Origin of the sequence: Thauera aminoaromatica S2 (assembly GCF_000310185.1) — a bacterium.
Taxonomy (GTDB): domain Bacteria; phylum Pseudomonadota; class Gammaproteobacteria; order Burkholderiales; family Rhodocyclaceae; genus Thauera; species Thauera aminoaromatica.
Genome location: NZ_AMXD01000008.1, coordinates 23,804 through 48,043 on the forward strand (window position 1 = coordinate 23,804; position 24,240 = coordinate 48,043).

Genomic DNA, 24,240 nt, shown 5'->3' on the forward strand with positions numbered 1-24,240 from the left:
ATGACGAAACGACGAGTACTGTGCGGCTGGGTGAATTTCGACGAGCGGGTCACATCGCACGACCCGCTACGCGCGATGCTGGCTGCCGAAGGGCTGGGGCTGACCGACGTCCAGATCCAGGCGAGCGAGATCGGCATGATCGCGTGCACCTATCCCGCCTGCTCCACCGCGACCGACCTCGGGGCAGGCTGCGTGGCTGCGGTCCTTGGCCGTCCGCGCTGGCCCGACGCGGATCTGCGCGAGCGGGCAGAAACCGAAGGTCACGCTGCCGCCGCGCTCGTCGCCTGGCGCAAATCCGGCAACGACATGCTGCAGGCCATGCGCGGCAATTTCGCCCTCGTCCTGATCGACACCCGCCAGCGCTGCGCACTGCTCGCAATCGACCGCACCGGGATCGAGCGGCTGTGCTTCGCGCGAGTCGGTGGCGCGCTGGTATTCTCGACCAGCGCCCGCGCAGTCGCCCGCCACCCCCTGACCGCAGCAGCGGTGAACCCGCAGGCTCTCTACGAATATCTCTACTGCCATATGGTGCCCAGTCCGGATACCGCGTTCTCTGGCGTCGAGAAACTGCTGCCCGCCGAATGCGCGACCTTCACCGGTAGCACGCCGGCAAAGCGCTCCTTCTACTGGCAACTGGCTTACGATGCGGGTGGGGGCGCCAACGACGCTATGCTGCGCCAGCGCTTCCTGGATCTGACCGAACAAGCTGTGGCACGCCAGTACGACGCCCGACAACCCACAGGGGCCTTCCTGTCCGGTGGCACGGACAGTTCGACCGTAAGCGGCATGCTAGGCAAGGTCGCCGGCGTTCCGGCCAAGACATTCTCGATCGGATTCGAGGCCGAAGGCTTCGACGAGCTCGAATACGCGCGCCTCACCGCCCGCCATTTCGGAACCGAAACGAACGAGTACTACGTGACTGCGGACGATCTGATCGAGGCGATGCCCTTGATCGCCGCCGCCTACGACGAACCCTTCGGCAACGCGTCGGCCGCACCCACCTACTTCTGCGCAAAGATGGCGCGCGAGCGGGGTATCGAGGTGGTGCTCGCCGGGGACGGCGGAGACGAATTCTTCGGCGGCAATGAGCGCTACGCCAAACAGGGTGTTTTCGAGCACTACCACCGTGTGCCGTTACCGCTGCGCAGACTGCTCGAGCCGATGGTGATGAATTTTCCGCTCGGCCAGTCGATTCTGCCGGTACGAAAGGCGCAGAGCTATGTCAGGCAGGCCCGCATTCCGCTGCCCGACCGCATGGAAACCTACAACTTCCTGCATCGCAACCCACTGCAGGAGATCTTCGAACCGGAATTTCTCGTCTCGGTCGATACCGGACGCCCACTTCAACTGGCGCGCGAAGCCTACTTCCGTTGCGCCTCGCCGGAGATGGTCGAGCGCATGATGCACCTCGACCACAAGATCACGCTCGCCGACAACGATCTGCGCAAGGTTACGCGGATGTGCGAGGCGGCAGGCGTGGAGGTTCGTTTCCCGCTCCTTGATGACGACCTCGTCGAGTTCTCCGGACATCTGACGCCGCGTCAGAAGGTGGACAAGGGACGCCTGCGCGTGCTCTTCAAAGATGCATTGCGCGGCTTCCTGCCCGATGCGACGATCACCAAGAGCAAGCACGGCTTCGGCCTGCCGTTCGGGATCTGGCTTGAGGACCATGCGCCGCTCAAGGCGCTGACGGACGACGCAATCGACAGTCTGGGGAGACGCGGCATTGTCAAGCCCGACTATCTCGCACTGCTGCGCCGCGAGCACGCCAGCGGCCACGCGAGCTACTACGGTGTGATGATCTGGGTGCTCGTCGAACTCGAGCTCTGGCTGCGCGCCAACTCCTGACTGCGCAGACCGGTTGAGGCCGGCGGGGTGGTCGTCCCCAAGCTTCGAGCCGTCATGGGGGGAGTCTTCCGATGCCCCAGCGTCGACGGAGCGGCGGTGGGGAACTGCCCCGCGAGCTCCTTTTCCAGCATCGCACGCACCGCCACGATGATCACGATCAGGTGGTAAAACAGGTCGAAATACTGCAGGCCCAGGAAAGAGCCGGCCGACATGTAGCCGATCAGGCTGACCTGGATCATCGCGGCGAGGTCCCGCGCCCAGGTCAGTTCCTTGTGCGGCTTCACCATGCGGATGATCTGTGTCGCCGACCGCCAGGTGAAGATGTGCAGCAGCACGAACATGACGAGACCGGGCCAGCCCTGCTCGCCGAGCGTACCGAACCAGTTGCTGTGCGAATCGGTGCCTCCGAAGCCCGTGACCGCGCGGAAACCCCCGCCGAGCAGGCTGGAGTTGGCGATGTAGACGGCATTCCCCCAGGCGTAGATGCGCCCTTGTGCCGAGCCGTCCTCATCATAGGTCTGGATCGTGTGCATGCGCTCGAACCACTCCGGCGGCATCACGTAGAACACGACCAGCACCACCGGGATGATCCCGATCAGGACCCCGAGCCGGTTGCGCGCCTTGAGCAGGAAGAACACCCCCATGGCGCCGAGCCCGACCAGCGCACCGCGCGAATGCGTGCCGATCACGGCGATCAGAGTGAGGACGGACATGGCGAGCAGCCCCAGGCGCTGCCAGGCCACCTTGAGCTGCAGGCGGATGTACCAGAGCAGCGGGACCGTCATCAGCAGGGCGAGGCCGATCGAGTTGCGGTCCTCGATGAAGGAGCCGCCGGGGCCGCGCACGTTGTTTCCGCTGCCCCCGGTCAGGACGAAGATGCCGCCCTTCACCCCGTAGAAGGCCAGCGAGAAGGCGATCACGACCACCAGCCAGTGAACGCGGTCGCGGTCGCGGATCAGCATCAGGGTGACGTAGGTCATCAACATGATCCGCCACACCTTGTCCCACTGCGGCCAGGCCAGGCCCGGATACCACGAGAAAGCCGTGGTCAGGAACATCCATCCGGTGAACACCAGCATCAGCCAGGTCTCGCGCGACCACACGATCTCCTTCTTCTCGCGCGAGAACAGGATGCCGACGAAAGTGGCGAGCGCGACCATGAATGCGAAGGGCATCGAGGTCGAGAAGCCCCAGGCCATCCGGTGCGGATTCATGTAGCTCAGCCACGACCACGCGAGAATGCCGATCCACGGGTATCTGAGGATGAAGGGCAGCGTGCCGAACACCGCGAGGGTGACGATCAGGTCGCGCATGACACCTCCGAGGCGTCGACCTTGCTGACGACGTAGCGATACTTTCCGGACTTCTCCGGCGCAATCTCGGCAACCTGCTCCACGTCGATCCGCACCCCCTCGCCGAGCCGGGCCGCCAGACCGTGCTCGATCCGACCGACAGTGTCGGCGTCGAACCCCACGCCCGGCACCACCTGCACCCGAGTGTGCTCCAGCGACTCCTGCACGATGCGGAAGCCCGCCACCTGGGGCAGGTCGCGCAGCACGTAGATCAGCGCCAGCCCGTGCATCACGGTGCCGTCGCGGGCGACGACGAAGTCGGTCGCGCGTCCCTGGATCTCCCTCAGCATCGGCAGGCCGCGCCCGCAGGCGCAGGTCGCGGTGTCCATCACCGCCACGTCCCCGGTGCGATAGCGGATGAAGGGGAAGTCGCCGGTGGCGAGATGGGTGACGACGATCTCGCCCGCCTGCCCGGGCGGCAGCACCCTGCCCTCGCCATCGACGATCTCGACAATGAGGTCCTCGGCAGTGAGGTGCATGCCGCCTTGCGGGCACTGGTGGGCGATGAAGCCGGCGTCGCGCGAGCCGTAGCCGTTGGCGACCGGGCAGCCGAAGACACGCTCGATGGCCTCGCGCTGGTGGTCGTAGAGGCGCTCGGAGGTGCAGAACGCCACCTCGATGCCGAGGTCGTCCATGCGAATCCCGCGCCTTTCGGCGTGCAGGCCGATATGGGACAGCGCCGAAGGGTAGCCGAAGACCATCTTCGGGCGGCGCGCGCGGATGCGGGCGACGAAGCCGTCCAGCTTCGTGGCGGACATCTCGAAGGCGGGCAGCAGCTCGGTACGGAACAGCCGATCCCGCAGTGCGCGCACCCGGTCCTGCGCGCCGAGCTCGATCGGCGAGCCCCACACGACAATCTCGGGATCGCCGATGTCGACGCCCCACCAGCGCGTCGCGCGCCACTTGGCGGCGACGTCGTGGCTCACACGCCGGTCGCCGATGAAGAAGATGAGCGGCTCGCCGCTCGAGCCGCCGGTGTTGAAGCGAGCCAGTCCGACCGCGTCGTCGGCCTTCAAGGCTTCGGTATTGGCGCGGATCTCCGCCTTGCCCAGGAAGGGCAGGCGCTGCAGCTCGGCCAGGCTGGCGATCGCCGCGGGGTCGAAGCCGATGCGCGCGAAGCCTTCGCGGTAATAGGGCACGTGGTCGCGCGCATGCACCAGCAGCGCACGCAGGCGCTCGAGCTGCAGGGCCTCGATGCGCTCGCGCGGCCACCACTGGCTATCCTCCAGGCCGCGCCGCAGGGCGACGCTGTCGTGTTGCTTGAGGCGCTCGTGGAGCGGGAAAAGCAGGCCCGAGACCAGGCGGGTGTAGAGGCCGGACATTTCGTTTTCCTCCGCCTCAAGGGTTCGCGGTGCGATCCAGCATGGCCTGCAGGGGCCCGCCCATCTCGCGTGCGAAGTCTTCAAGCGCGGCGATCGTGCCGGCGTGCCCGCCCTGACCCTGCGGCGCATGCAGCATGACCACCGCCGAATCGTCCCCTTCGCCGCGCAGGCGGCTCAGCGCCAGATAGACCTTGGCAAGATGATCGCTGGTGGTCCACCGGCCGCCGATCCAGTACGCGTACCAGACGACCATGCGTGCATGCTCGCTCGCCATCTCCAGCGTGCGCCACGCCTGCGCCTGGTCGCCGAGTTGCACCCGGACCGGACCCGCGGCGGTCATGCGCCACACCGGGTCCTTGCTGATCAGCACGCGGTTCTCGGAATTGATCAACTCCCTGCCCGGTCCCTGGTCGCGGTAATAGCCGATGTACACCCCCACCGGAACGCTCCCCGCGCGCCAGGTCGAACGGAAGGTGTCGCGCATGCCGGAATAGCTCGGCGACCACGGCGGCAATTCGCCCGCTTCCGTCCGCTGCCACGCGCCCTGCCCCTCCAGCGCGGCGAAGCGCACCGGCCCCTGCTCGCCCTGGCGCTCGAGGTGGCCGAGGACCGGCACCCACAGCCCCACCGCGACCACCGCCACGGCCAGCCAGCCCAGGCCACCGGTGCGTACGCCCGACGATCGCGCGGAGCCGACGGGCATGGCCGGGGCCTCTTCCTCGTCCTCCTGCCAGCGCGAACCGATCCAGAACAGCGCGAGGATGATGATGCCGAAGAAGACCCAGCCGTAGATCAGGTGGTCGGCCCCGGCAGCGAGGCGGTTGTCGGTGAGGTGGCCGAGCATCACGATGCCGTAGGCGCGCAGCCAGTTGGCGAATACCGGCAGCACGATCGAGGCGGCGACGAAAAGCAGGCGCTTCTGCGTGCTGCGGTAGTTCAGGTAAGCGTACAGGCTGCCGACGACGATCGAGGCCATCAGGTAGCGCACGCCGCTGCACCCCTCCACCACCTGCCAGCGCCCGGAGGGGATCACCAGCAGGAAGCCTTCGGCGTACACCGGCACGCCGGAGGCGCGCACCGCCCAGATGATGAAGTCGGCGGTCCACTGCATCATGGTGGGGAAGAGGAACTCGCCGAACGGCACCATGAAGAACAGGAAGCCGATCGGGAAGGCGTAGGTGCGCACCACCGCGCTGCCCATCACCGCCCAGACGAAGCCCACCAGCATGCCCACGAAGGCGAACTGCGACACCGCATCGACGCTGGCGAGCTCGCCGAGCAACCAGGCCGCGCCGGCGACGAGTCCGGCGCAGATGCCGAGCAGCGAGGGCGCGATCGGTACATGGTCGATGAAGTGCCGGCGCCGCCATACCAGCCAGGCCGAGATCGGCGCGATCACGAAGCCGTGGGCGAAGGTGTCCGAGCGGTCCCAGATGCCCACCATGGCCAGGAAGGTGTCGCGATACCAGAACAGCAGCCACAGCAGTCCCAGCGCAAGCACCGCCAGGTGAAGCCTGCGCGTGCGCGGATCACCGAGCGTCGCAGGGCGGGCGTCGGTCGCCTGCAGGTGGGTCGGCATCGCGCCCGGCCGCACGGATTGAAGCATCGCGGTTCCTTTCATGTTCATGTGGCCCTCTTCGCGGCAATCGCATCCGCGTAGGCGGACAGCAGTTGTGCGCGCACCGAGCTCCAGCGGTAGCGCTGCACCTCGGCGCGCCCGGCGGCGACCAGCGCGGCGCGCAGGCCGGTGTCGGCAAGCACCTTGTGCGCGGCGTCGGCCATCGCCTGCGGATCGTCGGGTGGAACCAGCATGGCCGTGTGGCCTTGCGTGACGATGAAGGGAATGCCGCCGACGTCGGTGGTGACCACCGGCAGGCCGCTCGCCAGCGCCTCGAGGATGGCATTGGGCATGTTATCCACCCGACTCGGGTTGAGCATGAGATCTGCGTCACGGTAGAGCGCAGCCATCTGCTCGCGGTCCAGGCGACCGGTGAAGCGGACCCGCTCGGCGATGCCGAGTTCCTGTGCGAGCGCGGCCAGCGCCGCGGCCTCCGGCCCGCTGCCGGCGATCGAGAGGCGCGCCGCCGGCCAGGCCGCGCACAGCCGCGCGAAGGCGCGCAGCGCGGTGTCGTTGCCGTAGAGGGCTTCGAGGTTGCGGGCGACGACCAGATGCGGGCCCTCGCCGGCCGCGCGCGGCGCCGTCGCGGGATGGAAACGCTCGAGGTCGACGATGTTGGAGACGATGCGCCCGGCCATGCCGTGGCGCGCGAAGACTTCGAGCAGGAAGCCGGACGGCAGCACCAGGCTGGACGCGCGGCGCAGGGTGGCACGCACGACCGCCGCCGAGCGGGCAAGGAAGCCGGCCGCCTCGCCACCGCGGTAATTGACCACCACCGGCACGCCGCGCAGCCAGCCGATCCACACCGCCGGCGCGGCGAAGAGATGCCAGGACCAGCCGGAGTTGGCCATCACGTGCATGAGGTTCGCCCGCCCTGCGGCCTGCCACAGCCGCAGCAGGTAGGGCAGGAGCCGGAACAGCGCGCGCACGCCCTTCAGCCTTTCGACCCAAGCCGGACGATACGGCGCATTGACCTGCACGACCTCGACCGACGCGCCCTCGCCGCGCAGCAGCTCGGCGAGCTGGCGGGTCTGGTTGGCCATGCCGCCGGCAGGCGGCGGCAGCGGCCCGACGAGCAGGACGCGCAGCGCGGAGAAATTCATGCCGCGGCGCGAGGCTTCGCGACCAGTCTGCGATACACCGGCGTGTAGTTCGCCACGCTGTTCGTCCAGTTGCGCACGTCCTCGACGAACTGCCGCCCCGCCGCGCGCATCGCCGGCCAGCGCTCGCGGTGCGCGAGCAGGTCGTCGATGGCGGCGGCGAGCGCCTCGGCGCTGCCGGCCTTGAACAGCCTGCCGGTCTCGCCGTCGCGGATCAGCTCCTTGTGGCCGCCGACGTCGGAGGCGACGAAGAGCCGACCCTGCGCCATGGCCTCGAGCGGCTTGAGCGGGGTGACCAGCTCGGTGAGTCGCATGGAGTGGCGCGGATAGGCGAGCAGGTCGATCTGGTCGTAGTAGCGGCTGACGTCCTTGTGCGGCACGCGGCCGGTGAAGACGACCTTGTCGGCCACGCCGAGGCGCAGGGCCTGAGCCTTGAGGTTTTCGTCCTGCGGCCCGCCGCCGACGAGCAGCAGGCGCAGCTCGGGGCGCTTCTGCAGCAGCGCGGGGAAGGCCTCGAGCAGCAGATCGAGGCCCTCGTAGGCGTAGAAGGAGCCGACGAAGCCCACCACGGTGGTGCCGGCGAGGCCGAGCTGCTCCCGCAAGGCAGGGTCGGCGTCGCCCGAGAGCTGGAAGGACTCGATGTCGACCGCGTTGGGGATGACCGTGACCTTGGCCGCCGGAATGCCGCGGCCGACGATGTCGGCGCGCAGGCCTTCGCAGATGGTGAACACATGGTCGGCGCGCTTGATCGCCCAGGTCTCCAGCCCCTTGGTGGCGCGGTAGCGCAGGCTGCCCTCGGTGGTGGTGCCATGATCGACCGCGGCGTCTTCCCAGAAGGCGCGGATCTCGTAGACGACCGGAATGCCGAGCTTGCGCCCGGCGCGGATGGCCGGAATGGCGTTGAGCACCGGCGAGTGGGCGTGGAGGATGTCGGGGCGCAGTTCGGCCGCGAGCTGCTCGATGCGCGCCTGCACCGCACGGATCTGGCGCAGCTCGGCGATGCCGCTGCTCGCCGGCGTCGGCACGGCGGTACGGTGGAAACGCAAGCCCTCGATCTCCTCCACCATGGCCGTCGTCTCGCCCTGCTTGGGCGAGGTCAGGTGGAAGGTCTCCCAGCCGAGCGCGCGCTGCTCGCGCAGGATCGCCGCGGTGCGGAAGGTGTAGCCGCTGTGCAGCGGGATCGAGTGATCGAGGATGTGCAGGATGCGCATGGAGTATTCGGAACGTCGCGTTCAGACCGCCTCGGCGAGCGCGACCGGCAGGGTGGCGCCGGCTGCGGTGTTGCGGACGAAAGCCTCGAACATCAGCAGCGTCCACAGCGGGGCGCTGTAGTCGCGCGCGCCGGACTGGTGGGCGTCGACCAGATGCTCGAGGTAGCTGCGCTCGAAGATACCCGTAGCGGCCAGGGTCTCGCCCAGCACTGCGTCACGCACGCGCTGCTTTAGCGGGCCGCGGAACCAGCGCGCGAGCGGCACCGCGAAGCCCATCTTCGGGCGGTAGAGCACGTCGTCGGGCAGCAGCGGCTCCATCGCCTTCTTGAACAGGTACTTGCCCTCGTTGCCCTGGATCTTGAGGCCGGAGGGCAGCGTCGCCAGCCACTCGACCAGCTTGTGGTCCATCAGCGGCTCGCGCACCTCGAGCGAGTGCGCCATGCTCGCGCGGTCGACCTTGGTGTTGATGTCGCCGACCAGGTAGGTCTTGAGGTCGAGGTACTGGATCAGCGCGAGCGCATCGTCGGTGCCGGCGGCTGCGGCATGGCGGCGGAAGACCTCGAGCGCGTCGTAACCGCCGAGCCTGTTGCGGAATTCGGCGCTGAACAGCTTGCGCCGCATGTCGCCGCGCAGGATGGAGACGCTGTGGAAGTAGGCCTCGGTGGCGTCGCGCGCCATCGCCTGGAAGGTGGTCTTGGCGCGGAACACGCGCGGCGCCCAGTCGGCCTTGGGATAGACGCGGCCGAGCAGGCCGAAGAGCGGTCGGCGCACGCCCATCGGCAGCGCGGCGCGCATCTTCTCTTCCATCAGGTGCATGCGGTAGCGGCGATAGCCGCCGAAGCTCTCGTCGCCGCCGTCGCCCGACAGCGCCACGGTGACATGCTTGCGCGCGAGCTGGCACACGCGGTAAGTGGGGATGGCCGAGCTGTCGGCGTAGGGCTCGTCGTAGAGCGCGGCCAGGGTGTCGATGAGGTCGAAGTCGTCGGACTTGACGGTCTCGACGAAGTGGCGGGTGCGGTAGCGGTCGGCGACCATCTGCGCGAACGCCGACTCGTTGTACTTGGGATCGTCGAAGGCGATCGAGCAGGTGTTGACCGGATCGTCCGAGAGCCCCGCCATGGTCGCCACCACCGCGCTCGAATCGACCCCTCCGGAGAGGAAGGCACCCAGCGGCACCTCGGCGATCATGCGCAGCCGCACCGATTCGCGCAGGCGCTCGGTCAGCTCGCCGGTGGCGTCGGCGAGGCCGATGTCGTTGTCGAGGGTGAAGCGCACGTCCCAGTACTGCTTCGGCGCGGGGATCGGCTGGCCGCGGCGGATGCACAGCGATTCGCCGGGGCCGAGCTTCCTGGCGCCGAGGAAGATGGTGCGCGGCTCGGCGACGTAGCCGAGGGCGAAGTACTCCTCGACCGCGAGCGGGTCGATGCGGCGGTCGAGCGCCGGGTGCTGCATCAGCACCTTGAGTTCGGAGCCGAAGGCGAGCGTGCCGTCGGGCAGCAGCGCGTAGAACATCGGCTTGACCGCGAGGCGGTCGCGCGCCATGAAGAAGGTGTCGCGGTTGCGGTCGTGCAGCGCGAACGCGAACATGCCGCGGAAGCGCTGCACGCAGTCCTCGCCCCAGGCCTCCCAGGCGTGCACGATGACCTCCGTGTCGCTGCGGGTGTGGAAGACGTGACCGAGCGCCTCGAGCTCGGGTACGAGCTCCTGGAAGTTGTAGATCTCGCCGTTGAACACCACCGCCACCGAGCCGTCCTCGTTGAACAGCGGTTGCTGGCCGGTGGCAAGGTCGATGATGGACAGGCGGCGGTGGGCGAGCGCGACGCCCGGCTCGAAGTGGTAGCCGCCCTCGTCCGGGCCGCGATGGTGCTGGACGTCGTTCATGCGCTGCATCAGGGCGCGCTCGAAGTCGCGTTTGCCACGGGTGTCGAAGAGGCCGGCAATGCCGCACATGATCGCGTGTCCTCGTCAGGCTGCGCCCTGCGGGCGCAGAAGGGATTCGTAGAGCTCGGCGTAGCGGGCCACCATGCGCTCGATGCTGAACTCCGCCTCGACGCGCCGGCGCGCAGCCAGGCCCTGTTCTTGCCGCAATGCAGCATCCGCAGCGTAGCACAGCAACGCCTCCGCCATGCCGCGCGGGTCTTCGGCCGCCACGAGCGCGCCGGTCTCGCCGGGCACGACCAGTTCCGCATTGCCGCCGACCGCGGTGGCGACGACCGGCAGCCCGCTCGCCATCGCCTCGAGGACGGTGTTGGAGATGCCCTCGGCGCGCGACGGCAGCGCGAACACGTCGAGCGCGCGCATCACCGCGGGCACGTCGGCACGCTCGCCGGCCAGCCAGACGGCGTCTTCCAGCCCGCTGCTGCGGATCTCGGCCTCGAGCGTGGCGCGCAGCGGCCCGTCGCCCGCGAGCAGCAGGCGCAGCCTGCCCCCGACCCCGCCGTGTGTGCGCGCGAGCGCGAAGGCGCGCACCAGGGCGAGCGGATCCTTGACCGCCTGCTGCCGCCCGACCGTGCCGACGATGACCGTGCCGGGGGTGGCGAAGCCTTCCGGCAGACCGGCGAGGCTGCGCGCCTGCGCCGACAGGCGGGGGTGGAAGCGCCGCGCGTCCACGCCGTTGCAGATGCGCGCGACCCGCGCGGGGGAAATGCCCACGCGCTCGACGAGATAGGACTCGATGTGGCCCGAGAGCGCCACGTAGCGGTTCACGAAGGGGCTGTAGGCACGCCGCAGCCACTGGAACTTGCGCCGCGTGCCGCCGGGGTCGGAGACGTCCCAGCCGTGCTCGCCATGCACCGTCGCCGGCACGCCGGCGAGCCGCGCCGGCACGACGGCCTCGAGCGCGGCGAGGTTGCGCGTATGCACGATCGCCGGACGCAGCGCGCGGAACAGCCGGTACAGGCGCGGATAGAGCTTGAGGCCGTGGCCGGGCGGCTTGTGCAGCGACACGAAGCGCACGTCCGCGCGCTCGATGCGGCGCGAGAAGCCTTCGGTGCATTCGGTGAGCGCCACCACCGCATGACGGAAGCGCTCGGCAGGGAGGTGGTTGATCAGGTTCACCACCCCGTTCTCCAGGCCGCCGACGTCGAAGCGGTACACGAGGTGCAGCACCAGCGGCCGGGCGACGTCCTTCATGGTGTCCGCACGAGCGCCGCCGCGTTCGGCGCGGCGCCCTCGCGGGCCTGCACCGCCTGCGCGAGGCCTGCATCCGTGCCCTGCGCATCGAGCAGCCAGTCCAGGGTGCGCAGGTGCGCCGACCAGCTGTAGGCGCGCAGCACGCAGTCCCGCGCCGCCGCGCCGATCGCGGCGCGGCGCGACGGATCCCCAAGCAGCTCGACCACGCGCCGGCACAGCTCGTCGCCATCTTCGGCGATGCTGCACTCCACCCCGTCGCGCGCCGCCAGACCCACGGCAGGCGCGGCCGAGAGCACCACCGGGCGCGCCATGGCCATCGCTTCCAGCACCTTGTTCTGGATGCCGCGCGCAATGCGCAGGGGCGCCACCACGAGGTCGGCGTGGGCGATGTAGGGGCGCACGTCGGGCACGGTACCGGTGACCACGACATCCTCGCCGGCGAGCGCCTGCACGGCCGGCGCCGGGTTCATGCCCACGATCCAGAAGCGCACGCCGGGCATGGCGCGACGGATCGCCGGCAGGAGCTCGGTGGCGAACCAGCACACCGCGTCGACGTTGGGCCAGTAGTCCATCGCACCGCTGAAGGCGATCACCGGAGCGCCCGCCGGATAGGGCGAAGCCCCCGCGTTGGCAGGCGCGAAGTACTCGGCGTCGACCCCGTTCTGCATGACGCCGACGCGGTCGCCGACTTCGGGCGCCGCGCGCCGGAAGACCTCGGCCTCGGCCTCGGTGACGAAGAGGCTCGCCTCCACGCCGGCTGCGGCGCGGCGCTCGAAGTCGAGCAGGCGCTCGCCCTCGCGCCGGTACAGCCAGGACATCGGCCAGCGCCGGTCGGCGGCGTACTGCGTCCACTTGGCCGAATCGACGTCGCAGAAGTCGACCACGCGGCGGCTCAGCCCGGGCACGTCGAGGTACTGCGCCATCGGCCCCGAGAAGGCCACCGCCGAACGGATGCCGTTCTCCGCCACCACCTGATCCACCCAGCGCGCCAGGCGCGGGCTGCGGTAATAGGGCAGGCTCAGCGCCTCTCCGCGCAGCAGGCCGCGCAGGCTCGCGAGGCGGCGGATGCCCGGCTCGATCGGGATCACGCAGGTCTGCTCGCACCACTGGCGCAGCGCCGGGATGTGGCGGCGGTCGTCCGCATGGTCGACGAAGCTGCCCAGCCACACCCGGTGCGTGCGGGCGAGCTGGCGCAGGATGTTGAACGACCGCAGCTTGTCGCCCTTGTTGGGCGGGTAGGGGATGCGGTGCGTGAGGTAGAGGAGCGGCGGCCGGCTGTCCTGCACCGCCCTACCCCAGGTTGCGCACGATGTGCGGCCCGAGCCGGTTCGCCACGCCGATCGGCAGGCGCTTCCAGAGGGCGATGAAGGCCCGGTACTTGGGGTTCATCGGGTTGTTCTGCGGGATGCTGTCGCGCTTGTACAGGCAGAACTCGTACGACAGCGGCTGCGGCTCGAAGCCCCAGTTCTTCTTGAACGCATAGGGGCCGGTGCCGACCTTGCTGCGACCGTAGTCGAAGACCGTGCAGCCGCGCTCGCAGGCGCGCCGCATCAGCTCCCAGTACTTGAAGTCGTTGGCGGCGAGCTCGCGCGCTGCAAGGTCGTCGCCCGCGTAGTAGGGCAGCACCTCGTCGCGGAAGTAGAAGCTGAGCACGCTCGACAGCGGCTTGCCCTCGGGCGAGGTCACCGTGAGCACTTCGCAGGCCTCACCGAAGCGCTTCTTGAGCTGCTCGAAGAACTTCCTCGGCAGCGCCGGCGTGCCGTGACGAAGCACGTTGTCGGCGTAGAGCGCGAAGAAGCGCTCGACACCCGCGTCCACCTCGCCGACCAGGCCGTTCTTGATGCCCTTGCGCACCATGGCGCGCTGCTTGCGCGGGATGGCGAGCAGGTTGGCCTCGACCTCGGGCAGGATCTCCTTGCGGAAGGTGACGTAGAGTTCCTGGCGCGGCCAGTCCTCGTGGCGCGGCTTCAGGTTGCGGAATTCGAGGTGCTGCACGCCGAGCGCCTGCGCCAGCGTCTCGGCCTTGGATTCGAGCGCGTACAGCGTCTCCGGGCCTGCATCCTCGGCCGCCGCGATGCCGCCGTAGACGCAGAAGGGTAGCGACACCAGCGCATGACCGAACAGGCGGCTGCGCACCTCGGCGAGCGGCAGCACGCCGACGATGTCGCCGGCGCGCTCGGCATACAGATAGAAGGTGCGGTGATCGAACACCTCTTCCATGAGCTCGCGCCAGGCGGACAGGTGGAAGAAGGTGGCCTGCGGGCAGCGGCGCACGAATTCGTCCCAGCGCAGGGCGTCCTCGGCCTTGAGCAGGTTCACGACGATCGGCAATCGGTCCATGGCGCGCATCCGGATCCAGTCGGGTTCAGGCGGCGTCGCGGAAGACTTCGTCGGCGCGCCCCCAGGAGAAATCGGAGAGAAGCCGGTCGAGCCGGGCTTCCGTGTGCTGCAGGTTAATGTAGTGCCTGAAGCGGGTCTTTGCCGTGGCAGCGGTCACACGCGGCTGCTCGGGATCGATTTCCCAGGGGTGGAAGTAGAAGATCGCCGGGCGGCGGTCGGCGGCATTGACGCGCGCGATCTGCCAGCGCGACAGCGCATAGGGCAACAGGCGGAAGAAACCGCCGCCACCCGCGGGCCAGTTGCGTCCAAGCATGTGCACGGTGGTGATCGGCACCTCGACCAGGCCGTTGGGCAGGCGCCACGGGAAGCGCGGCGCGTCGGGGATGCCGTAGTGGTCGTGGCGGACCGGATACACGCTCGAGCTGTAGCGGTAGCCCGCCTCGGCGATGCAGTCGTGCGCCCACAGGTTGGCCTCGCCGATCGAGAAGCTGGGCGCGCGGTAGCCGGTCACCGCACTACCGGTGATGTCCTCGAGGATCACCTTGGCCAGGCGGATGTCGGCCGTGAAGGCTTGGGGCGTGAGGTCGCTCGCGCGCTGGTGCGCGTAGCCGTGGCTCGCCACCTCGTGGCCCGCGGCGGCGATGCGGCGCACCAGGCCGGGATAGCGCTCGGCGAGCCAGCCCAGGGTGAAGAAGGTGCCGCGCGCGCCGTGGCCGTCGAGCAGCGCGAGGATGCGATCGACGTTGCGCTCGACGCGGCAGGGCACGCTGTCCCACTGCTCGCGCGGAAAATGCGGCGCGAGCGCGGAGACCTGGAAGTAGTCCTCGACGTCGCAGGTGAAGGCGTTGGTGATGCGTGCGGCCACCTCAACCCCCCGGCGCGGCGTGGACCGTCTCGTGCTCGACGAGCCAGTCGTGCAGATGGGCAGCGATGCGCTCGGCGCAGCGTCCATCCCAGTATTCGGGCACCCGCCCGGCCTTGCCACCGGTGGCGAGGATCTCGCGCGCCGCGGCGACGATCGCCTCGGGGCGGATGCCGACCAGGGTGTTGGTGCCCTGCTCCACCGTGATCGGGCGCTCGGTATTCTCGCGGATGGTCACGCAGGGCACGCCGAGCGCGGTGGTCTCTTCCTGGATGCCGCCGGAGTCGGTCAGCACCATGCGCGCACCCGACATCAGGCCGAGCATCTCGAGGTAGCCCTGCGGCGGCAGGATCAGGAAGCCGGAGCCGGCGAGGCGATCGAGCATGCCGAAGCGCTCGAGGTTGTTGCGTGTGCGCGGATGCAGCGCGACAACCAGCGGCAACGCCTCGCTCACCGTGCGCAGGGCGTCGATGATCGGGCCGAGGGTGTCGGCGCTGTCGACGTTGGACGGACGGTGCAGGGTGACGACGCCGTAGCCGCCGGCGATCCGGCTCGCGTCCAGGCCGGCCGCGGCGAGCAGCACGTCGGCCGGCACCGCGCGCGGCAGGCTCGCGCGCAGGCTGTCGATCATGACGTTGCCGACGAAAACCGCACGCTCGGCGGGGATGCCTTCGCGGACGAGGTTGTCGTGGGCGGATCGCTCGGTGGTGTAGAGCACGTCGGAGATCTGGTCGGTGAGGATGCGGTTGATCTCTTCGGGCATGCGGCGGTCGTTGCTGCGCAGACCGGACTCCACATGGACCACCGGGATGTGGCGCTTGCTCGCCACCAGCGCGCAGGCGAGCGTCGAGTTGACGTCGCCCACCACCAGCACCGCGCGCGCGCCATGCTCGTCGATGACCGGCTCGAAGCGCTTCATCACCTCGGCGGTCTGCACCGCGTGCGAGCCGGAGCCGACCGCGAGGTTGACGTCGGGCTCGGGCAGGTCGAGATCGGCGAACAGGCGGTCCTTCATCGCGGGATCGTAATGCTGCCCGGTGTGCACCAGCAGCGTGGGGATCGGCGGCTGGTGGGCGGCGAAGGCGCGGATGATCGGCGCCACCTTCATGTAGTTGGGACGTGCGCCGACGATGCAGATCACCGGCGCGGCCGAGAGGCGATGCGCGCTCATCGACCTTCCTCCTCGGTCGCGGCATCGCGGCGCACCGCCTGCAGCAACTGGTTGAGCACTGCGAGCGTGGCCGACACCGACTGCTCCAGGCCGGCCAGACGTGCCTCGATGCGCTGCAGGTCGTAGCTGCCGGCCATGCCGGCGACCTGGTCGGCAAGCTCGGGCGAGACGCGCAGGCGCTCGACTGCCAGCGCCTCGACCGGCGGCATCGCCGCAGCGGGCTCGGCGTCCCTCAGCACCGCGCGTCCCATGCCGGCCACCGGGCGCGTACGCGGCGGCGCGAACTCTTCCTTGAGCTCGGCGATCACCTCGCGCACCTGCGCCTCGGTGACCACATGGCTCTCGCCGAGATAGGCGGCGAGGAGCAGACGGTCGCACAAGGTGTTGATGGTGCGGGGGATGCCGCCGGTGTGGCCGTAGATCGCGTTGAAGGACCCGGGCTCGAAGCGCGGGTCCTCGTTCCAGCCGACGTGGCGCAGGCGGTGCTCGATGTAGCCGCGCGTCTCCTGCAGGTCGAGCGGGCCGAGGTGATAGGAGGCGATCACGCGCTGGCGCAGTTGCTGCATCTCGGCGCGCTGCATCATCTCGCGGAACTCGGGCTGACCGACGAGGAAACTCTGCAGCAGCGCATGATCCTCGAGCTGAAAGTTCGACAGCATGCGCAGTTCCTCGACCGCGGCTGCGGAGAGGTTCTGCGCCTCGTCGATGATCAGCAGCGCGCGCTTGTCGGCGGCGGCGAGCGACACGAGGTAGGTCTCGATCGCGAGCAGCAGGCCGGCCTTGTCGAGGTTGCGGCTGGGTACGCCGAAGGCGCCGGCGACCATGCGCAGCATGTCGGAGGCGTCGATCTGGGTGCTGACGATGGTGGCGGCTACGACCTTGGCCGGATCGAGCTGCTCGAGCAGGCTGCGCACGATGGTGGTCTTGCCCGCACCCACCTCGCCGGTGATGACGATGAAGCCCTCGCTCTGGTGCAGGCCGTATTCGAGATAGGCCATCGCGCGCCGGTGCCCCCGACTGCCGTAGAAGAAGGCCGGGTCGGGGTTGAGCTGGAAAGGCTTGCCGCTGAGTTTGAAGAAGGTTTCGTACATCGGGTGTCCGTTCAGAACCGCATGCCGAGGATGGCGGTGACGGAATTCGTCGTGTAGTCGCTCTCGCCCTCGGTCTTTTCATATCGGTAGCGCAGCCCCGCGCGCGTCCTGGGGCCGAGCGTACGATCGACGCCCACCGTGCCGGTCAGGCGACGCAGTGCGAGGTCGGCGTCGGCCGCACTCTCGGAATCCGAGCGCGCGAGCGTGGCATACAGCGAACTCGTGCCGCTGAGCGTGTGGCTCCAGGCGAGCGTGGTGGTGGTGATGCGCACCCGCTCGGTGTCGCGCAGGTCGTCGTCCGGAAGCAGGCCGGTGGTCGAACCGATGCGGCTGCGATCGCTGCGACTGGCGGACAAGCTCAAGGTGTTGCGCACCCCGAGCAGCGAGACGCCGCCACGGAACGCGCGCTCGACGTAGGCGGCATTGGAGCGCAGCACGCCGAAGGTGAGACATTCGTTGAGGGCCTGCTCGCGCTCGATCGGATCGGCGATGTCGCGTACGCGCATGAAGCAGTCCCGATCCGCGAGCACCACCGTGCCCAGCGTCTGTGCGAGCGAGGAGACGTCGCGCGTCGCACCGAGGAAGAAGACCGCGCGGCGCATGCGGTGGTTGAGGGCGAGATCGTAGCCGCGCCCGAACACCCGATCCTCGACCGTCGCGGCGAGCGAGGTGCGGTCGGTCGGGTACCAGTCCACCCCGGCGCCAACGATCCCGCTGCTGTCCTTCCTGCCGTCCGCGTAGTCGTTGGACTCGTGCCCGACGATGCCGCGCAGGCGCAGCTGCGGGGAGACGTTGGCGTACAGCGTGCCACGCACCGACTCCTCGCCACGCTGGCCGGTGGCGGCGGTGCCGCCATCACTTTCGGTGCGGGCATAGGCCAGGCCCCAGCCGAAAAACCGCAAGCCGCCCGGATCGGCGAGGCTGGCCTCCACGGTGTCCGCGCTCTGGTCGCCGAGACCGCTGCTGTTGGATCGCACGCCGCTGGACGAATAGCTCACCGAACCGCGTGCAGCCTCGCCGAAGCGCAGGTCGGACTCGAGCCGCGGGGTGATCGACCAATAGCGGACTTCGTTGTCCTTGTCGAAACCGAACGGGTCGCCGGGCGCCCGCCCGCTGAAGGCGGAATAGTTGTTGCGGGTGATTCCCCCGCTGAAATCGAGGAACAGCAGATCCTCCAGCGCCTCGTAGGCGCCCCTGCCGTCGAAGGAGAGGTAAGTGGAGTCGTCCTCGCTCGCAGAGGAATGGACGAGGTTGCGCAGGCGCGCGCTCAGGCTGCCGTTGAGACGCCCTGCGCTGCGGCTCACCGACACGCCGGGCGAGACCTCGAGCAGCCAGTCCCGACCGCCCTCGCGATCGAGGCCGGCGTTGTCGGTCCAGGTGAGTTCAGTGTCGAACGTGGGCGTGACCCGGGTCGACTGCGCGACCGCTCCGGTGGCCGGGCACAGGAGCGCGAGCACGCACGCACCGGCGACGAGGCCGGTACGCCGGGGCTCAGGCCGCCTCGGAACTGGCTTCGGGCGCTTTCCCATATCCGTATCCGTATCCATAGCCGTAGTAGCCCCCCACCGAGCGATCACGCGACTTGTTGAGCACCATCATGCGGATCGGGCAGGGCTCGATCGCTGCGAGCGCCTGGCGAACGTGGGCGTGGGTGGTGCGCTCGGCCTCCACCACGAGGACCACCTGTCCCATGTGGGTGGCAAGCACGCGCGATTCGGTCGTGACCAGCAGCGGCGGCGAGTCGAACACGATGATCCGGTCGGCGTAACGATGCGCCATCTGCTCGAGCAACTGCGTCATGCCGTCCGAGGCGAGCAGTTCGGTCGCGCGCTGGTGCGGCATGCCCGCCGGCAGGATGGACAGCTTGTCGATGTTGGTCTTGAGCAGGACCTCGGAGAGGTCCTCGACCTCGCCGGCGAGCACGTCCATCAGTCCCGGCTGCGGCGGCAGATCGAACTCGCGCAGCACCGAGGGACGCGACACGTCGGCGTCCACCAGCAGCACCGTGTAGTCGAGCTCCATCGCCATGCTGATCGCGAGATTGATCGCGTTGAAGGTCTTGCCCTCGCCAGGAAGCGCGCTGGAAATCATGATCAGGTTGCCGTTATCGACCGCCGCCGGCCCCTCGAGGACGGCATTGGCCAGCAAGGGACGCTTGATCAGGCGGAACTCCTCGGCAATGGCCGAGCGCGGCTGGTCGGGCGTGACCAAGCCGCGAGCGGCCAGGCGCGCGAGATCGATATGGACGCTCTTGGGCTGGGCGCGCACCGGCGCGGGGGTCGCGACCACCGGCGCATTCGACTCCACCTTGGGCGCAAGCGGCTTGTCCTCGGGCAGGACGAGCGCCTCCGGCACCGGAGCGGATTCGACGGCGCCCTCGCCCGCCGCACTCTTGAGTTGGTCGAGGCGCTTGACTGCTTTTTCGATAATGCTCATCCGGGCACCCCGTTCAACTCTGCAGGAACACGATCGCGACCGTAACCGCGGCGAACACCCCGGCGTACGCCACCAGACCGCTGCCGAAGGCGAACAGCCCGTTGCGGCGACGACGACGACGCTCCGAAGTGGTCAGCATGGAGACGGTGCCGAGCACCGGCAGGCCGGTGATCTCGCGCAGCTGGCGCGCATCGCTGAACGCCGGTCGCAGCTGGCTGATCAGGAAGGTGAGCGCGAACCCCGCCCCCAGACCCACCAGCGCGGCGAGCGGCAGCAGCAGCAGCCGGTTGGGAGCCGAGGGTTTGGTGGGCAGGGTGGGCGGATCGATGATGCGGAAGTCGGCGATGCCCGACTGGGTGCTCATCTCGGCGGCGATGTTCGCCGACTCCCGCCGCGATACCAGCTGGTCGTAGTTGCTCTTGTGGACGCTGTAATCGCGGTTGAGCTGCGCCATCTCGGTCTCGAGCTCGGGGATCCGCTTGGCGTCCTCCGAGAGGCTCGCCAGGCGGCTCTCGAACTCGGCCACCCGCGCACGCAGCGACGCGACCCGGGCCTCGGCCTGCGCCACCGCGAGCCGGGTCTGCTCGACCCCCGCACTCATGGCGCCGGGAGCACCGAAGGTACTGCCCGCCATGCTCGCGCTCAGCTCGGCCAGCTGCGCCTTCTTCTGCTTCTCGAGATCCTCGATGACGCGGCGTGCACCGACCACGTCCGGGTGCATCTCGGTGTAGCGCTGCAACATCTCGTCGAGGTTTCTCTTGAGCAGGTCGATGCGGGCATCGATCTCGGGCGTCGCCACCATCGGCGGCGGCGCGACGCCCGCATCGGACGGCGCTGCGGAGAGTTGCTGGCGGAGCGCGTCGCGCGAGTTCTCGGCCTCGCGCAGTTCCAGGCGTGCTTCGCGCAATTGCTCGTTGGTCTCGGCGATCTGGGTGACGTAATCGCGCGCGCCGGTACCCAGCAGCGCCATGTTGCGCAGGCGGAAGTCCTTGAGCCGGTTCTCGGCGTCGGTCAGCTTCTGCTCGTAGCTGCGGATCTGGTCCTCGATGAAGCGCCGTGCCGCGTCGGTATCCTGACGCTTGCCGCCGAGACCGGATTCGACGAACAGGGACAGCAGCGACTGCACGACGCGCTGCGCACGATGCGGCTCGACGTCTTCGTACGAGAGCGTGAACAGGTTGTCGCCGCGGCCGGACTGGATGCGCAGCCGGCTGGTCACCGAGGTGATCAGGGCCTCGCGCTGCTGTGCGTTCTGCACCGTGAGGTCGAGGTCGGCCATGGTGATCAGCTTCTCGACGTTGGGCCGGCTGATCAGCGTGCGGCTGAGCAAGTCGATCTGCTGGCTGATGTTGGGCTGGACGGCGAGCCCGGACATCAGCGGGCGCAGCACCGACTGGGTATCCACGTGGATGCGTGCGGACGACTCGTAGTGGTCCGGCATGAAGTAGATCGCCAGGCTACCGGCGATACCTGCGACCCACGCGAGCGCAAGCCCCCACCAGCGGAACCGCCACATGCCGCGCAGGTAGCCGATGATCTGTGTTACGAGTTCTTCCATGGGTCACGGTCGTGCTGAGCGCCCGCCACCGACCTTCTGCGATCGGCTTGCGGGCGTGTATGGATGGAGGTCAGAACCAGCTCTGCGGGATGATCAACACGTCGCCAGGGCGCATCTCGACGTTCGCCGAGACGTCGCCGCGCTTGACGAGGTCACGGATGCGCACGCTGTATTGCTTGTTGCCCTCGGCGGTGCGCAGGATGCTCGCGCCGTTACCGTCGGCGAAGTCCGTGAGCCCGCCGACTGCGATCATCACGTCGAGCAGAGTCATCTTCTGCTTGTACGCCAGCGTCTGCGGATTGGCCGCCTCGCCGATCACGCGGATCTGTTCGCTGTAAGGACCGACGAAGCCACCGACGATCACCGTCACGACCGGATCGCGGATGAACTTCGCAAGCTGCTTCTCGATGTCGCGGGCCAGCGTGCTCGAATCCTTGCCCATCGCGGGCAGGTCTTCGACCAGCGGTGCCGTGATCTTCCCGTCCGGCCGGACCGGGACGGAGGTGGACAGCTCGGGGTTGCGCCAGACCACGATATTGACGCTATCCCCGGGCCCGATCACGTAGTTGTAGTCCGCATCGGCCGCGGACGCGGGGGCAGGCGGGAAGGAAGAGGCACAACCACCGAGCAGTCCCGCCGCCACAGCGAGAACGAGGAAATGCAACACCGCGGATGATGCGCTTTTGACGCTTCTGAACATGACAAGCCCCTTCGTAAGTCCCGGACGGCGAATGATATACGACGACGCGAATGCGAGGGCCATCGTACGGGCACCGCCCGCCGCGACGCCAGGCAGGATTGCACACAAGCGCCTACATTTCAGGAGACATGAAGTCGGCTAGATTCACGGCTCGCCCGTTCCGGATTATCATTGATCCGATGGGAGTCGTCCGCGCTCGCCGCGCGCGCACTCCAGACCACCCAGAACGTAAACGAATTGGGCCACTCCAATGCGCCAGATCCACTCTTCGCGGGGCACAAACTGCCCCCCGCCCGTACGCGACCTCGCCTACCTAGCGTTGTCTGGCGCCGGATTCCAATCGCCGGAGACGTCGCCGCATCAGTGGTTCGACGAGAACACCGCCGCACTGCGCGGCCTTTCGTTCGAACGCAGCGGCTTCCAGGTCTGCATCGCCAACGGCAGTGAAGCGCTCAAGCGCCAGACGGCCAAGCTGATCGAGCGCATGTACTCGGCGCGCGGCCTTTTTCCCTACGGGATGCACGCCAACATCGACCCGCGCGACATCACCGTGGTCGCTCTCCTCGACGGGGAAGCGGTCGCGACGGCGACGATCCGCGTCGATCACGGTGGTGGATTGCTCGCGGACACTTTGTACAGCAAAGAGATCGACCACGTGCGCGCGACCGGGGGTCGAGTGTGCGAAATTACACAGTTGGCGATCGATCCCGAGCGCGGATCGCACGAAGCGCTGGCTGGCGTGATGCAGGCCGTGTTCGTGATCACCCAGGCGACGCGGCGCGTCACCGACATTTTCGCCGAGGTCAATCCGCGCCATGCGGGATTCCATCAGCGCGTATTCGGCTTTCGTCGCGTGGGCGTGGAGAAGATCTGCCCCAGGGTCAACGCTCCGGCCGTGCTCCTCCATCTGCCCCTGTCCGAGTTCGAGGAGCGCGTCGCCCGCCACGAACGCCTGATGCACATGAACGGCGATCGGGTTCATCGCCTGCTGCCGGATCCCGTCCAGTCCAGGCAGTTGATCCAGGCGATGACCGGTAAGGCGGCCTGAGCCCGCCCGGGGCACTCAGAACATGTGGCGCAGTTCGAGATAGACACGATCGTTCCGATCGTAACGGCTGAAAAACCCCCTTCCATTCCCGCCGAAGACGTCGACGCCACCGACGAGCCTCCATGCCGGGGCGAATTTCCAGGTCAGTTTCGGTCGAATCAGGTGATCCGAGCGGTTAATGCTGGACAGCGCGAGGACTTCCGCCTCCAGGTTCGTGCCCGCGCCATGAACGACCTGCAAGGTGACGCCCTGCTCGTGCCGATCGGCCATCAAGGCCGGAACATGCTCCTCCAGCCAGCGCCCGTAGTACTGCACGTTGAAGCGCCAGTCGCCCGCGGGCACATCGACCCCGAGCGCATAGTCGACCATGTCGGTCGGCAGCAGCCCGATGGAGAGGCCCGGACCGCTCGAGAACGTATTCAGGCTGCGACCGTGCGTATGGACCGCCTCGCCCTTCAGCACGAAGCTGCCGAGATCCTTGCTGAAAGTGCCGCCAAGCTGCCCGATCCGGTCGTGTCGCAGGCGGGCCACACCCTGGTTCAGGGCGTATAGCGTCGGCGAGACATCGTAGCTGCGGTAATAGAAGGCGCTGAGATCCCACCCATCGACGAGTCGCGAGACGCGCGCACCCCAGTTCGAGCCATCCAGATCCTTCCCCGGACGATCCTCGTCCAGCACCGTACCTGCAGGCAACCACGGGAAGACGAAGAAATCGTCGCCGGGCTCGCCGATCTCGTCGAACGAGGGCTTCGGCACCCACAGGAACTCTAGGTGCGTTTCGGCACCGAAATGCTCGGCGCGCAGCGCCCACTGCCCGATCCGCATGCCCTCGAGTTCCGGCTGCAGGAAATCCCGCATGTCGCGTGCGGACACGACGTCGGCGAAAAAGAAGCCGACCATCTCGCCCCATACGATCTGCTGCCGCCCGGCACGGAATTCCCAGTCGCCATGGCCCAGATCGACATAAGCCTCGCGCAACACGAAATCCGTGCGGCGGTCGCGCCGCACGGCGGCCGGATAATGTTCGTCCTCGAGGTCGAAAGCACCGTCGGCCTCGGCGCGCGCGCTCAGCTTCCATCGCGCCCGCGGCGCCAGCTGCCCGGCGACACCGAGTTCCCCACGCGCGCGCAGGCGCGACCAGCGCTCCGGATCCCGGTATGTGTATGCCGCCCCGAGTTCGGTGTAACCGTTCCACTTGAGGCCGTCCGCGCCCTCTGCACCGGACGCCGGCGCTCCGACGTCGAGCAGCGCGTCGAGTTCGGCGTCGGCCTCACCCGCGTCCGCGTCCGTCACGGGTTCTTCGGCAGCGGGCTCCCCTTCTTCCACCTCCACCGACACCGGTTTTGGCGCGAGCTGCGGCCCCGCCGCAGTCGCCGGCACGGAGAGGGCCCCCAGGACAAGGGCAAGAACGGTCAGACAAGGCAGCTTCTTCGACAGTGGCATTGCACTCG

At 68.4% G+C, this 24,240-nt stretch carries 19 protein-coding genes; 2 read left to right on the plus strand and 17 right to left on the minus strand.

Annotated elements, in window-relative coordinates; genetic code table 11:
• Positions 1–30 precede the first annotated feature (30 nt).
• Positions 31–1,848 carry an asparagine synthetase B family protein gene (locus C665_RS02830; protein WP_245537129.1) on the plus strand — a complete coding sequence of 606 codons (1,818 nt, stop codon included), beginning with the start codon at positions 31–33 and terminating at the stop codon, positions 1,846–1,848.
• Here C665_RS02830 and C665_RS02835 read toward each other — a convergent pair.
• From C665_RS02835 to C665_RS02910, 16 genes are all read right to left on the minus strand, one after another.
• Positions 1,788–3,161, minus strand: a complete 1,374-nt coding sequence (locus C665_RS02835) for a putative O-glycosylation ligase, exosortase A system-associated (protein WP_004299613.1) — start codon at positions 3,159–3,161, stop codon at positions 1,788–1,790. The genes C665_RS02830 and C665_RS02835 overlap by 61 nt on opposite strands.
• Entirely contained in the window at positions 3,149–4,522 is a 1,374-nt protein-coding gene (locus tag C665_RS02840; protein WP_004299614.1) for a phenylacetate--CoA ligase family protein, read from the minus strand. Before C665_RS02840 ends, C665_RS02835 begins: the two co-directional genes overlap by 13 nt.
• 16 nt (positions 4,523–4,538) lie before the next feature.
• On the minus strand, positions 4,539–6,149 hold the full coding sequence (gene xrtA, locus C665_RS02845; RefSeq protein ID WP_004299615.1) for an exosortase A: 1,611 nt from the start codon (positions 6,147–6,149) through the stop codon (positions 4,539–4,541).
• A complete protein-coding gene (locus tag C665_RS02850; protein WP_004299616.1) occupies positions 6,146–7,243 on the minus strand; it encodes a glycosyltransferase family 4 protein in 1,098 nt (365 codons plus the stop codon). Before C665_RS02850 ends, xrtA begins: the two co-directional genes overlap by 4 nt.
• Positions 7,240–8,451 (minus strand): TIGR04063 family PEP-CTERM/XrtA system glycosyltransferase, encoded by a 1,212-nt coding sequence (locus tag C665_RS02855; RefSeq protein WP_004299617.1) that lies wholly within the window; start codon positions 8,449–8,451, stop codon positions 7,240–7,242. The genes C665_RS02850 and C665_RS02855 overlap by 4 nt, the downstream gene beginning before the upstream one ends.
• A 21-nt stretch (positions 8,452–8,472) precedes the next feature.
• The gene (locus C665_RS02860) at positions 8,473–10,401 is read right to left on the minus strand and encodes an XrtA/PEP-CTERM system amidotransferase (RefSeq protein ID WP_004299619.1); all 1,929 of its coding nucleotides are present in this window, start codon (positions 10,399–10,401) and stop codon (positions 8,473–8,475) included.
• A 15-nt stretch (positions 10,402–10,416) separates the two neighbouring features.
• Positions 10,417–11,583, minus strand: coding sequence for a TIGR03088 family PEP-CTERM/XrtA system glycosyltransferase (locus tag C665_RS02865; RefSeq protein WP_004299621.1), 1,167 nt, complete (start codon positions 11,581–11,583; stop codon positions 10,417–10,419).
• Positions 11,580–12,869 (minus strand): TIGR03087 family PEP-CTERM/XrtA system glycosyltransferase, encoded by a 1,290-nt coding sequence (locus C665_RS02870; RefSeq protein WP_004299623.1) that lies wholly within the window; start codon positions 12,867–12,869, stop codon positions 11,580–11,582. Before C665_RS02870 ends, C665_RS02865 begins: the two co-directional genes overlap by 4 nt.
• A 4-nt stretch (positions 12,870–12,873) precedes the next feature.
• Positions 12,874–13,923 (minus strand): FemAB family XrtA/PEP-CTERM system-associated protein, encoded by a 1,050-nt coding sequence (locus C665_RS02875; RefSeq protein WP_004299625.1) that lies wholly within the window; start codon positions 13,921–13,923, stop codon positions 12,874–12,876.
• Positions 13,924–13,948: 25 nt separating this feature from the next.
• Entirely contained in the window at positions 13,949–14,788 is an 840-nt protein-coding gene (locus C665_RS02880; RefSeq protein WP_004299628.1) for an XrtA system polysaccharide deacetylase, read from the minus strand.
• A 1-nt stretch (position 14,789) separates the two neighbouring features.
• Positions 14,790–15,956, minus strand: a complete 1,167-nt coding sequence (gene wecB, locus C665_RS02885) for a non-hydrolyzing UDP-N-acetylglucosamine 2-epimerase (RefSeq protein ID WP_004299630.1) — start codon at positions 15,954–15,956, stop codon at positions 14,790–14,792.
• Positions 15,953–17,047, minus strand: a complete 1,095-nt coding sequence (locus C665_RS02890; protein ID WP_004299632.1) for an XrtA/PEP-CTERM system-associated ATPase — start codon at positions 17,045–17,047, stop codon at positions 15,953–15,955. Before C665_RS02890 ends, wecB begins: the two co-directional genes overlap by 4 nt.
• Positions 17,048–17,058: 11 nt before the next feature.
• Positions 17,059–18,504, minus strand: coding sequence for a TIGR03016 family PEP-CTERM system-associated outer membrane protein (locus tag C665_RS02895; RefSeq protein WP_004299635.1), 1,446 nt, complete (start codon positions 18,502–18,504; stop codon positions 17,059–17,061).
• Positions 18,505–18,538: 34 nt separating this feature from the next.
• A complete protein-coding gene (locus C665_RS02900; RefSeq protein ID WP_004299637.1) occupies positions 18,539–19,483 on the minus strand; it encodes an XrtA-associated tyrosine autokinase in 945 nt (314 codons plus the stop codon).
• 13 nt (positions 19,484–19,496) lie between these two features.
• Positions 19,497–21,041 (minus strand): XrtA system polysaccharide chain length determinant, encoded by a 1,545-nt coding sequence (locus C665_RS02905; RefSeq protein WP_004299639.1) that lies wholly within the window; start codon positions 21,039–21,041, stop codon positions 19,497–19,499.
• A gap of 70 nt (positions 21,042–21,111) precedes the next feature.
• Positions 21,112–21,741 (minus strand): XrtA/PEP-CTERM system exopolysaccharide export protein, encoded by a 630-nt coding sequence (locus tag C665_RS02910; RefSeq protein ID WP_012585900.1) that lies wholly within the window; start codon positions 21,739–21,741, stop codon positions 21,112–21,114.
• A 250-nt stretch (positions 21,742–21,991) separates the two neighbouring features.
• Between C665_RS02910 and C665_RS02915 the strand changes: the two genes are divergently transcribed.
• Entirely contained in the window at positions 21,992–22,789 is a 798-nt protein-coding gene (locus C665_RS02915) for an N-acyl amino acid synthase FeeM domain-containing protein (RefSeq protein ID WP_004299642.1), read from the plus strand.
• A gap of 15 nt (positions 22,790–22,804) precedes the next feature.
• Here the strand turns inward: C665_RS02915 and C665_RS02920 are convergent, their stop codons facing one another.
• Positions 22,805–24,232 carry a DUF1302 family protein gene (locus C665_RS02920; RefSeq protein ID WP_012585901.1) on the minus strand — a complete coding sequence of 476 codons (1,428 nt, stop codon included), beginning with the start codon at positions 24,230–24,232 and terminating at the stop codon, positions 22,805–22,807.
• Between the last annotated feature and the right edge of the window lie 8 nt (positions 24,233–24,240).